The organism is Nocardia sienata NBRC 100364 (assembly GCF_001613205.1).
GTDB classification, from domain to species: Bacteria; Actinomycetota; Actinomycetes; order Mycobacteriales; family Mycobacteriaceae; genus Nocardia; species Nocardia sienata.
The window spans coordinates 155077-166518 of sequence record NZ_BDBX01000003.1 but is presented as its reverse complement, the minus strand read 5'-3'; the positions used below and the strand labels follow the sequence as shown (position 1 = coordinate 166518).

Below are 11442 nucleotides of genomic sequence, written 5' to 3'. Positions count from 1 at the left end.
GCATCCCACCGGGCAACGGGTGCCCCGCTTTCGCGGCGGGGCACCCGTTCTGCTTCCGAACCCTCGCGGCCGTGGCCGTATGGCAGCGGCCGCGCGGCCCGGCGCTCGACGCGGCCCGAGCACGGGTTGGCTTCAGCGCGAGCGCAATCCTGGCCGAACGCCCGGGCCGGGCCTACCGTCGGCGACCATGACCACCGGCACCACAGCGCTCAACGACATCACCGATGCCACCGCGAAGGCCGTGCGGGAGAACCCCGCGGCCGCCACGGTGCTCTTCCGGGCCGCGGGCACTCCGCAGGGCGCGGTGGGCAGCACGATCACCGCGGGGGCACACCGCTTCGCCGTGGACGAGCCACCGGCGCTCGGCGGCGACGACACCGCCGCCAATCCGGTGGAAGTCTATCTCGGCGCGTTGATCTCCTGCCACATCGTCACCTACCGATTCTGGGCCCAGCGACTGGGCCTTGTGGTCGACGAACTGTCCGTCGAGGCCGAAGGCGACCTGGACGTGCGCGGCTTCTTCGGTCTCGCTGACCGGGTGCGCGCCGGGTTCCAGGCCGTCCGGGTGCGGGTGCGGATCACCGGACCGGAGACCGCCGAGCGGTACGCCGAACTGCAGGCCGCGGTCGAGGCGCACTGCCCCGTCCTGGACCTGACCACCGGCGTGACACCGGTGCACACAACTCTCGAAACCGCCTGAACATGACCGATCAGCGGTAGACCGCCAAACCGTCCGCCAATTCCTCCTCGTCACCGTCCCGGTAGGCGGCGAGAGCCTGCTGCAGGGCGAAGGTTGCGGCGATCGCGGCGATGCGGGTGGTCGTTTCCTGATCCGCCCGGCCTCCCAGTGTGAGCACGCGCCGCAACAGGGAATCGCCGTAGCCGGCACCGATGGCGGCAAGATCCTCGGCGGGGTCACCGAGACCGGCTTCGTCCCAGTCGACAACCCCGCTCAGCCGCGGGAGCCCGTCGACGCTTTCCCACAACACGTTCTCGGGTCCGAGGTCACCATGCACCACCGCCGCCGTGAGGTGAGCAAGACTTTCCACTGCGCCGAGTTCTCGTTCGGCACGCCGACGCCCACCGGCGGACATCAGCCCGAACAGCTCGGCGCGGACATCCGCCGCGAACCGCTGCCACCGGTCTTCCGGAGCCGGCAGATCCGCGCGCACCCTCTCGTCGGCGCCGGCCGCGGCCAGACCGGCCAGCAGTCCGGCGTACTGACCTGCGACCACATCGGCCACCTGCGGATCATCGAGTACCTCAGCGGTCAACGGCGCTCCGGGAACACGGCTCAACACCAGGAACGGCTGCTCACCGATACCGTCCGGGCTGCCTTCCTCCAGCGGAACCGGCAGGCGGAAGCCCAGGTCGAACCCGGCGAGGACACGCAGAACATTCGCTCGCCGCGGCAGCCGGGCCGCCGCCGCCTCGGTGCGAGGCAGGCACACGACACGATCCGGGCCGACCACCACAAGATGGAACTGCCCCTGGCGGACAGCGAAATCCCCTGGTTCGGTATCCGGCAGCAACCGGCTCAACAGAACCCGATGCTGTCCGATCGCCATCTCCGAGACACAACCCGCTCTCGCCACCGCTTTGTTCATCTCCACACGCCGATAACGCGAATCGCGGTCACTTTGCTTCCACAGATCGGCGGAGGCACTGTCCGAGAGTGCCCGGTCCCGCCACCGAGCACACTGATCAGGAATCGAGAAGCGCAGGTGAGCGGCCCGGAATTAGCCTGGGCAGCATGACCACTTCGACACACGCCACCACCGCCCTCACCGTCCACCTCGAGGTGCCCGACCCCGACGCCGCCCGAGCCACCTACGCCGCGGCCTTCGGCCTCGGCGACCAGCTGGACTTCCGCGCCGCGCAGGCCCCCACGAACGGCTTCCGCGGTTACATCCTCTCGCTGGTGGTGTCGCAACCCGGGAACGTCGACAGTCTCGTCGACAGCGCGCTCGGCGCCGGCTTCACCACCTTGAAGCCCGCCGAGAAGAGCTTCTGGGGCTACGGAGGTGTGGTCCAGGCACCCGACGGCGCGATCTGGAAGGTCACGACCTCGAAGAAGAAGGACGCCGGACCGGCCACCCGCGAGATCGACGAGGTCGTGCTGCTGCTCGGCGTCGAAGACGTCAAGGCCGCCAAGCGGTTCTACGTCGAACGCGGCCTGGCGGTGGCCAAGAGCTTCGGCGGCAAGTATGTCGAATTCGCGACCCCGGACTCGCCGGTGAAACTGGCACTGTACGGACGCCGCGCCGCGGCCAAGGATGCCGGTGTCTCCCCGGACGGGGGCGGTTCGCACCGTATCGTCATCGCCGGCACCGCTGGTTCGTTCACCGATCCCGACGGGTTCGTCTGGGAGTCCACGGCCGGGTGAGGCCGAAGAGGTGGCCGGCGACGGCCGGGCCTCAGCGGGCGAAGGTCGCGGTGTGGGCAGCGGCGACCAGGCGGGTGAGGTCGGTTCCCGCGTCGTCGTCGAGGACCGCGAACGCGGGGGCGATGATGTCGTCGGTGATCGATTCCGCACGCTGCCAGGCAGCCCGGACCTCGGCGGTGATCTCCTCGAACGGCTCGGGCCATCCGTACCAGCGGGCCTGGCCGGGCCCGTCGTTGAGCGGCGACCCAGAGATCAGCACGGCCTGCAGCGGGGTGATACCGACGGCCCGCACGGCGAGAAGGTGCAGTCCACCGCGCAGTTCGCGCAGGAGGTGGGCGAGTTGCATGACGCGGCCCGGCGCGTCACCGGGCAGGGGTACGGCGCGCCACCCCGCGAACAAGGGGAGTCCGGCCGGATCGGCTGCCGCGACAACGGCTTCCAGCAGTTCGGCCAGACGCGGCGCCTCGTCGAAGGAAGCGAGTTTCCGGCGGCCGAAATCCTGACAGGCCAGCGCGTACCGGTGGGCGGCCTTCGCGGCGGGCATCGGGACCGACTCCCATGCCGCGCGGATGGAGTGGGCCGGAAAGAACCCGAACGCCGCGGTCACCACATCGGCGTCCACCTCACCGAGCACGCCTCCGCGACCGCGGGTGTAGGGACCGAAGAATTCGTCCACACCGGTTTCGGCGGCGTATTCCCGGGCCTCCCGGGAGAACATGAACCCGCCGCCGAGTTGCTGGATATGTGCGTGCACCGTGGCGCCGACCGACATCTTCGTTCCTTCCACTGCCCGGATATCCGCCTTACCGTATCGGTCTCTTACGCCGTACGGAAGCCGTGCTCGCGACCGACCGGCACCCGGTGCGCGGCGCCGGGTGTGGCCGGCCGGGTTCGGGGTATCCGCGCGCCGTGAACTCACCCACCGGAACAGCCGAGTCGTATTGGATGGATTCCACCGGATCGACGTCGTATCCGCCGGTAACCGGCGATGTCGAGGCCGACGTCGCGGTGGTCGGCGCGGGCATCGCGGGCATCTGCAGCGCCTGGGAGATCGCGGCCACCGGACGCTCGGTCGTCGTACTCGAGGCCGACCGGATAGTCAGCGGAACCACCGGCTACACCACAGCCAAGGTGAGCGCCCAGCACACGCTGGTCTACGACATGCTGCGTTCGTCGTTCGACGAGGAGACCGCGCGCCTGTACGCCCGCTCGCAGCAGGATGCGATCGAGCATCTCGAGCGCACCGCCACCGAACTCGGTATCGACTGCGAGCTCGAACGGGCGCCCGCCTACACCTACGTCACCGAGGGGGAACGGATCGATCAGATCCGCGCCGAGGTCGATGCCGCGCGGCACGCGGGGCTGCCGGCCACCCTGGTCACCGAGACCGGTCTGCCCTTTCCGGTGGCGGCGGCCGTCCGCGTGGCGGACCAGGTCCAGTTCCATCCGCGGCGCTATCTACTCGGCCTGGCCGAGGCTCTCGTCGCGCGCGGCGGCCGGATCTTCGAACGGACGCGGGTCGTCGGGCTGGACGAGGGCAGCCCATGCCGGTTGACCACCGAAGCAGGCGCGGTTGTCCGGGCACGTGATGTCGTGGTCGCCACCCACTACCCGGTGTTCGACCGGGCGCTGCTGTTCACCCGGCTGCAACCGCGGCGCGAGCTGGCCGTCGCAGGCGTGATCGCCGCCGAGCACGACCCGCACGGTATGTACATCACTACGGAGAACAACACCCGCTCGGTGCGCACCGCCCCGTACCGCGCGAACCAGCGGCTGCTCATCATCACCGGAGAGCACCTTCGGCCGGGCACGACCTCGACCGCGGACCGGTTCGACCTGCTGGCGCAATGGGCTCGCGACCATTTCCCGGTGGATTCCCTCGCCTACCACTGGGGCGCCCAGGACCACACCACCACCGACGGGCTTCCCTATATCGGCCGCTTCCATCCCGGCGCCCGGCATGTGTACGTATCCACCGGTTTCGGGGGCTGGGGGATGACCCACGGGATCATGGGCGGTCGGCTACTGGCCGCCGAACTCGCCGGCGAACCGACGCCCTGGGCAAAGATTTACGATCCGCGGCGGCTGCACCCGATGGTCGAGGCCGGCAGCCTGCTGAAGTCCGGGCTGGACGTGGGCCGCCATCTCGTGGGCGACCGGCTCCGCCCGCATACCTTCGTCGACTCCGCCGCGGACCTCGCCCCGGGCAGCGGAGCGGTGATGCGCAGGTCCGGTCGCCGCAGTGCCGTCTACCGCGATCACGAGGGGCGGCTGCACTCCGTATCGGCGGTGTGCACCCATCTCGGGTGTCTCGTGGCGTTCAACGATGCCGAAACGAGCTGGGACTGCCCGTGCCACGGATCGCGTTTCGATATCGACGGCAAGGTCCTCGAAGGTCCGGCGACCACGCCGCTGGAACCGCACGACCCGGGTGGAGTCTGAGTACCTCCGGTAGTGCACAGGCGTAACCGCATCGCATTCGTCCGGCCGCGGGGATGCGGGCGGTCAGCCGGCCGCCGCACGCACTTCGTCCGCCGCGTCGTCATCGATGCCGATCCGCACCAGCGCCGCGGCGAATTCGGCGGCCCGATCGCGCGGTGCCAGGCGAGCGAGTTCTTTTCGATCGGTGGGCAGCCCTACCTTCGCGGCTCCGCGCACAGCGCGTTCGTCGAAATAGGGGCGCGCCCAGGTCCACACATCCTGCACCTCGCGCAGGAAGATATCGCCACCAGTGGGGCCGATGCCCTTGAACTGCTGGATCAATTCCGCCGCCCGGCCGGTGTCGTGATCGGCTTCGTCCGCGAGTTTGCGCAGGTCACCGTCGTACTTCTCGATGGCGGTCGTGGCGGCGGCGCCCAGCTGAGAGGCGGTGCTCTCGTCATAGCGGCGATAGTGCCCGCGCCCGAGCGCGTCGACCAGATCCCGCCAGTCCGCGTCCGCCACCTTCCGGGCGGTGCGGTAACCGCTGTTCATCAGCTCCGCCGTCGCGGAGATCGCGATATCGGCCGAGATGCGGGCGCTGAGCAGATCGGTCAGTAAGAGCAGCTGGAACAGCGGGGCCGGTTTGTCGTCCAGCCTGATCCCGGCTTCGGCGGCATAGGTGGTGCCCGCTCGGTCGAGCAGGGCGCGCACAACGTTTTGGTGGCTCATCACTCCTCCTCGTCTCGGTCGCGCGGGTACCCGGGGCCGACGTGCTCACACTCCCCCGCCCGGAGCCCGGCGCGGCATTACCCCGTCGCGCTGGCTCCCGCGGTGTGTCGACCGGTTGGCGACAGCACGCGAGCCGTCAGCCCGGCACACCCGCCAGGTCGCTGCCGCCGGGTGAGGCGGTAACCGCATCCGCTTCGCTCACCAGCCACTGCCCGCATACGCAGCGCCAGTAACGGACCGCGCCGTGCTCGGAGATCAGGACGGGTTCGGGCCAGGAGCACGCAGAGCAGGTGATGGTCATGACCCGAGTCTGCTGTAATGGTTCTGTGCATTTCAACCCTTACGGAGGTGCCGCGGCCGATCTGGCCGCCCGGCTCGTGAACGCGCCACCGGATCAGGATCTGGCCGCGCTATTGGCCGAGGCCGGCTACAAACCGATCGGGACGGTGAGTCCCCGGCAGGCGGCCGAACTGCGCCGCTGGACCAGCCGGCTCGATGCGGTGTTCCGCGCGCCCGGGGTCGAGCCGATCAACGCGCTGCTGGCCGAGACCACGAGCCGCCCCTATATCTCGACCCACGACGGACGCTCCCCGCATCTGCACTATGCCGCCGAGGACGCGCCGATCGAGGAACGTGTGAAGGCCTATACTGCCGCGGGGCTGGCCGAGCTGTACTGCGCGGCGCCCGGCCGGATCGGGCAGTGCCGGCGGGAGGACTGCCCGCGGGTGTTCGTCGATGTCTCCCGCAACGGGCGGCGCCGCTTCTGCTCCGAACGGTGCGCCAACCGGGTGAATGTGGCCAGGCACCGGGCCAGGTCCGCCCGCCGGGCGGGGTGACCCGCTCCCGGCAGGCATCCGTGCGGTGCCGCGGGTGTCACGGCACCGGGACGGCCTCGAGCACATTCTCCGGCGACGGCGTGGGTCTGCACGAGATCAACGCGAACCCGGCACCGGCCAGCAGGGCACGATACTCGGACTCGGTGCGTTCCCGCCCGCCGGTATGGACCAGCATCTCGAGATCGATGTAGTGGCCCGGATGCGGGTGATTCCGCTGCGGCAGCAGGAGTTCGATCACCAGCAGCCGGGCCGTGGGGGCCATCGCCGCGCGTACTGTCCGCAGGATCTGCCCCGCCTGTTCGGCGGGCCAGTCGTGCAGGATGTGCTTGAGCACATAGAGGTCGCCGCCCTCGGGGACGGCGTCGAAGAACGAGCCGCCGACCGTGGTACACCGGTCGGCGATCCCGGCCCGGACCAGCAGTTCGGTCGTTTCGGTCACCACCTCGGGCAGATCGAACAGCACGCCTGTGCAACCCGGCGCGCGGCGCAGTATTTCCGTGAGCAGGGCGCCGCGACCACCACCGATATCGACGACCGTGCGGTAGCGGGTGAAGTCGTGCGCTGCCAGCACCGCGCGATGCCCGAGGCCATCCATATCGGACATCGCGCGATCGAACATATCGCCGAGCGCGCGGTCGGTGCGGACGAGATCGAAGAAGGCGCGGGCGGCGACCGACGGCCGACCGGTGCGCACCACGTCCACGAGACGATTCCAGTGGTCGCGGTGCGTCGGGCTACCGAAGAACAGCACCGCGTCCCGTAGCGAGACGGGCACGTCGGTGCGCAAGGCCTGGGCCATCGGGGTGAGCGTGTAACGACCGTCGCGGCGCCGGGCGAAGATACCGTGCGCGGTCAGCAGGCGCAGCAACCGCCGCAACGCATCGGGGTCCGCGCCGACCGCCCGCGCGAGGTCGGTGCCCGAGCGCGGGCCGGCGACGAGCGCACCGGCTATATCCAGGGCGGCGGCCGCGTAGATCGCCTGGGACAGCCAGCCCGCGGTGACCATCTCCAGGAGGGCGAAATGTGGAGGAATCAGCCGCCGGTGGATCCCGGCCAATCCGCCGCGGACCCGTTCCATCGCGCGAACGACCGACCGCGGCGGTGTCTTCGTTCGATCGGAGAGCATGGCGACTCCCTCTCGTGGTGGGTGTATCCGCTGAGACTACGACCTCTCGTGGGCACCCCCGGGACAACGCGGCGGTCGTGTCGGACCTCTGCCGCCGACCGTCAGCCGGCGTCCGCGGACCGCGGCAGGTGCACCAGAATCAGCCCGACCCCGGCAATCAGGAAATTCTGCAGCGCGGCCGACGAGGCGTTCACATCCTCGTTGGCCCACATCCGGAACCATTCACCACCGATGGTCAGGAAGCCGCCCGCGAACAGCAGGACGGCCAGCGTCCAGCCCAGGCTGGAAAGTTTCGCGGCGGTAGCTGTCGCTCCCACCCGTCCGCGCAGGGCGCGCACCCACACGACGGCCGCCGCGAGCAGGACGAACGCGATGAGGAATTCCCAGCCGACGATGAGGATGTAGGCGACGAGCGCGACGGTCTCGTTACCGATCGCCCGCCAGTCGGTGCCGGCGCTGTGGATGGTCTGTTCCATCGACAGCACCGCGGCGACACCCCGCCGGTTGGTCTCGGTATCGGTGCAGTTCGTTATCGCGACGAGCAGGTAGTAGAAGCCGGTGATGGCGGCGAGGACCGCGACCGCCAGCTGCCGGCTACCGGCCAGATTCAGAAATCCCTTCCCGCGCTTGGATTCCGAGCTGAATGATGTATCCGTTGTGGTTGACACACGGGGATCATTTCCGATCCCCCGCACCGTCACAACGCAGTCGATTCCCCCGGCCGGGAGGCTGCGCGCCCCTCATCGGCGCGCAGCCCGCCACTCAGACCGATTCCGGCACCGAACGCGATTCCCGCACCCGCTCGACCCGCCCGACGAGCAGAACGTAGGAGGCGATACCGAGCAGCGTCACCACGGTCATGTAGACGAACGCGGGCGCGAAACTGGCGTCGGTGACCAGGAAACCGATCACGATCGGGGTGGCGATACCGGAGAGGTTACCGATGAAATTGAACATCCCACCGGTCATTCCGATGAGTCGTTCCGGCGCCAGCGCCGAGACCAGCGACCAGGTGATGGAGGCCAATCCGTTGCCGAAGAAGGCGACCGACAGGAACACGATCACCAGTGCGGTGGAATCGGTGAAGTTCGCACCGATCAGGGTGGTGCTCAGCAGCAGGCCGGCGATGATCGGCCCCTTGCGGGCGATACCGAGCGAGACGCCGCGCCGCAGCAGGAAATCGGAGAAGACCCCGGAGAACAGCACCCCGATCACCGCGGCGATGAATGGCAGCGAGGCCAGGAACCCGGACTTGATGTAGTCCATATCGCGGTATTTCACCAGATAGGTCGGGAACCAGGTGAGGAAGAACCACAGGGTGGAGGTGAGGCAGAACTGCCCCAGGTACACGCCCCAGAGTTTCCGCCGCCCCAGTACCGTGGCGATATCGGTCCAGGTGACCCGGGTCCGTTCCGCCCGCGAGGAGGTCAGATCGACCAGGCCGCCGCCCTCGCGGATATGCGCGATCTCGGCGGAGTTGGCCCGTGAATCACGTGGCTCGCGGTAGACGAGGTACCAAACCAGCGCCCACACCACACCGACCCCACCGGTGAAGATGAAAACCCAGTGCCAGCTCAGCACCGACTGCAGCCACGACAGCACGGGGGTCAGCAACGCGAGGCCGATGAACTGACCCGAGGTGTAGAACCCGATGACAGAGGCGCGTTCGCGCTCCGGGAACCAGGCCGTGGCCACACGGTTGTTGATCGGATAGGCCGGAGCCTCGAAAACTCCCACCAGCAGCCGCAGTGCGATGAGTGCGACGAAACCGCCGATGATTCCCATGAACACAGTCGCCAGCGACCACAGCAGCAGGCAGACGGGATACAGCACGCGGGGCGGCACACGGTCGACGAACCACCCACCCGGGATCTGCAGTGCCGCATAGGTCCAGCCGAATGCCGACAGCAGCAGGCCCTGTTGCGCCGAGGACAGGTCCATCTCGTCGGCGATGGCGGGTACCGCGATCGACAGGTTCGCACGATCCATGTAGTTGATGACCACTGTCACGAACAGCATGACCGCGATCAGGATGCGCGCTTTACTGGCCTTGGCGGCCAGGCCGGATACCGCAGGCCGCTTATCGAGCATTGTCTTCATGGTCACCACTCCGCGAACGAACCGTCACTGTGACGCCAGATCGGGTTACGCCACCGGTGTCCGACCGCCGCCCGCTCCGCCACATATTCCTCATTGATCTCGATGCCGAGGCCGGGCCCGGACGGAATCCGGACCTGACCTTCGGCGTAGGTGAACACCGCCGGATCGACCAGGTAGTCGAGCAGTTCGTTGGTGGTGTTGTAGTGAATGCCCAGGCTCTGTTCCTGGATGGTCGCGTTGTAGCACCCCGCGTCGATCTGCAGGCAGGACGCGAGCGCGATCGGGCCGAGCGGGCAGTGCAGCGCCAGCGCCACATCGTAGGCCTCGGCCATCTGCGCGATCTTGCGGGCTTCGGTGATTCCGCCGCAGTGGGAGGGGTCGGGCTGGATGATATCCACCGCCCCCGAGGCAATGACCGATTTGAAATCCCAGCGGGAAAACAACCGCTCCCCCAGCGCGATCGGAATCGGCGACTGCCGCAGCACATCCACCACGCTGTCGACGTGTTCGGACAGCACCGGCTCCTCCACGAACATCAACCGATACGATTCCAGCTCGCGCAGCAGCACTTTCATCATCGGCTTGTGCACCCGGCCGTGGAAATCGACACCGATTCCGATATTCGGCCCGACCGCGTCCCGGACCGCGGCCACATTCGCGACGCAGCGGTCGATCTTGTCCCAGGTATCGAGATACTGCAGTTCCTCGGTGCCGTTCATCTTCACCGCGGCGAAACCGCGGTCAACGGCTTCCCGGGCCGCCTTCGCGGTCTCGTCCGGCCGGTCACCGCCGATCCAGGAATAGACCTTGATGCGGTCGCGAACCCGTCCGCCGAGCAGTTCGTGCACGGGGACACCCAGCGCCTTGCCCTTGATATCCCACAGCGCCTGGTCGATACCGGCCAGTGCACTCATATGGATACCGCCGCCGCGATAGAACCCGCCCCGGTACAGCACCGTCCACAGATCCTCGATCCGGCCCGCGTCCTGGCCGATCAGATAATCCGACAGTTCGTCGACCGTCGCGGCGACCGAGGCCGCGCGCCCCTCCAGCACGGGCTCACCCCAGCCGACGGTGCCGTCATCGGTTTCGATACGCACGAACAGCCAGCGTGGTGGCAGCGTGAACGTCTCGATCGACGCGATCTTCATTGATTTCCTCCTGTGCAGCGGACAGCGTTGTCCGGTGACGAGCGGGTACTACGGGGTGGACGCCCAGATCCTCGACAGCCGGCGAGCTCGGGCGCGAACGTCGCGGGCACTGTCGCCGGGCCGGTAGACCGCGGTGCCGATACCGGCCCCGCCGGCCCCGGCGGCGCGCCAGTCCGCGAGATTGGTTTCGTCCACACCGCCGACCGGGATGAGCTCCACGTCGCTCGGCAGGACTGCGCTCACGGCCCGCATCCCGGAGATTCCCATTGCCTCGGACGGGAACAGTTTGAGACTGCGCGCCCCGGCACGAACGGCACCGAACGCTTCGGTGGGCGTGGCGACCCCCGGGTACGAGCGCATACCGAGGGCGCGGGTGGCCGCGATCACCTCGACATTGGTGTCGGGCGACACGATGATGTGGGCGCCCGCCGAGCGGGCCCGCTCCACTTCCTCCGGACGCAGGACGGTTCCGGCACCGACCGGGCAGACCATGCCGAAACTCGTCGCCAGCGACTCGATGGACCGATACGGGTCCGGTGAGTTCAGCGGCACTTCGATGGCGTGGAAGCCCTCCTCGACCAGAGCCGAGCCCACTTCGACGACTTCGCCCGGGGTGATTCCCCGCAGAATGGCGATCAACCCGGATCGCGTGGCCTCCGATGCGCCCACCATGAATAACTCCTCGATAGTGTT

13 protein-coding genes are annotated in these 11442 nt (G+C 68.3%); 4 read left to right on the top strand and 9 right to left on the bottom strand.

Going from position 1 to position 11442, the window contains the following annotated elements; genetic code table 11:
- Positions 1-187: 187 nt before the first annotated feature.
- Positions 188-700, top strand: a complete 513-nt coding sequence (locus tag NS4_RS01940) for an OsmC family protein (protein ID WP_063057709.1) — start codon at positions 188-190, stop codon at positions 698-700.
- A gap of 10 nt (positions 701-710) precedes the next feature.
- Here the strand turns inward: NS4_RS01940 and vph are convergent, their stop codons facing one another.
- Positions 711-1568, bottom strand: a complete 858-nt coding sequence (vph, locus tag NS4_RS01935; protein ID WP_063057908.1) for a viomycin phosphotransferase — start codon at positions 1566-1568, stop codon at positions 711-713.
- A gap of 185 nt (positions 1569-1753) precedes the next feature.
- On the opposite strand from vph, the gene NS4_RS01930 reads away from it, so the two are divergent.
- Positions 1754-2386 carry a VOC family protein gene (locus tag NS4_RS01930; protein ID WP_063057708.1) on the top strand — a complete coding sequence of 211 codons (633 nt, stop codon included), beginning with the start codon at positions 1754-1756 and terminating at the stop codon, positions 2384-2386.
- Between the two features lie 31 nt (positions 2387-2417).
- Here NS4_RS01930 and NS4_RS01925 read toward each other — a convergent pair whose 3' ends face one another.
- The gene (locus tag NS4_RS01925) at positions 2418-3158 is read right to left on the bottom strand and encodes an SCO6745 family protein (protein WP_063057907.1); all 741 of its coding nucleotides are present in this window, start codon (positions 3156-3158) and stop codon (positions 2418-2420) included.
- 137 nt (positions 3159-3295) lie between these two features.
- On the opposite strand from NS4_RS01925, the gene NS4_RS01920 reads away from it, so the two are divergent.
- Positions 3296-4828, top strand: a complete 1533-nt coding sequence (locus NS4_RS01920; protein ID WP_245664985.1) for an FAD-dependent oxidoreductase — start codon at positions 3296-3298, stop codon at positions 4826-4828.
- Between the two features lie 63 nt (positions 4829-4891).
- Here the strand turns inward: NS4_RS01920 and NS4_RS01915 are convergent, their stop codons facing one another.
- On the bottom strand, positions 4892-5536 hold the full coding sequence (locus tag NS4_RS01915; protein ID WP_063057707.1) for an HhH-GDP family DNA glycosylase: 645 nt from the start codon (positions 5534-5536) through the stop codon (positions 4892-4894).
- A 136-nt stretch (positions 5537-5672) separates the two neighbouring features.
- Entirely contained in the window at positions 5673-5837 is a 165-nt protein-coding gene (locus tag NS4_RS32565) for a hypothetical protein (protein WP_169811713.1), read from the bottom strand.
- 25 nt (positions 5838-5862) lie between these two features.
- Between NS4_RS32565 and NS4_RS01905 the strand changes: the two genes are divergently transcribed.
- On the top strand, positions 5863-6372 hold the full coding sequence (locus NS4_RS01905; protein WP_063057705.1) for a CGNR zinc finger domain-containing protein: 510 nt from the start codon (positions 5863-5865) through the stop codon (positions 6370-6372).
- 37 nt (positions 6373-6409) lie between these two features.
- On the opposite strand, the gene NS4_RS01900 is transcribed toward NS4_RS01905, so the two are convergent.
- The 5 genes from NS4_RS01900 to NS4_RS01880 all read right to left on the bottom strand — a co-directional run bounded on the left by NS4_RS01900 (position 6410) and on the right by NS4_RS01880 (position 11421).
- Positions 6410-7498: a methyltransferase gene (locus tag NS4_RS01900; RefSeq protein ID WP_063057704.1), complete on the bottom strand. Its 1089-nt coding sequence runs from the start codon at positions 7496-7498 to the stop codon at positions 6410-6412.
- Positions 7499-7599: 101 nt separating this feature from the next.
- Positions 7600-8166, bottom strand: a complete 567-nt coding sequence (locus NS4_RS01895; protein ID WP_218020280.1) for a DUF2165 domain-containing protein — start codon at positions 8164-8166, stop codon at positions 7600-7602.
- 94 nt (positions 8167-8260) lie between these two features.
- A complete protein-coding gene (locus tag NS4_RS01890; protein WP_063057904.1) occupies positions 8261-9589 on the bottom strand; it encodes an MFS transporter in 1329 nt (442 codons plus the stop codon).
- Between the two features lie 11 nt (positions 9590-9600).
- On the bottom strand, positions 9601-10749 hold the full coding sequence (gene dgoD, locus NS4_RS01885; protein WP_063057703.1) for a galactonate dehydratase: 1149 nt from the start codon (positions 10747-10749) through the stop codon (positions 9601-9603).
- Between the two features lie 48 nt (positions 10750-10797).
- Entirely contained in the window at positions 10798-11421 is a 624-nt protein-coding gene (locus NS4_RS01880) for a 2-dehydro-3-deoxy-6-phosphogalactonate aldolase (RefSeq protein ID WP_063057903.1), read from the bottom strand.
- Between the last annotated feature and the right edge of the window lie 21 nt (positions 11422-11442).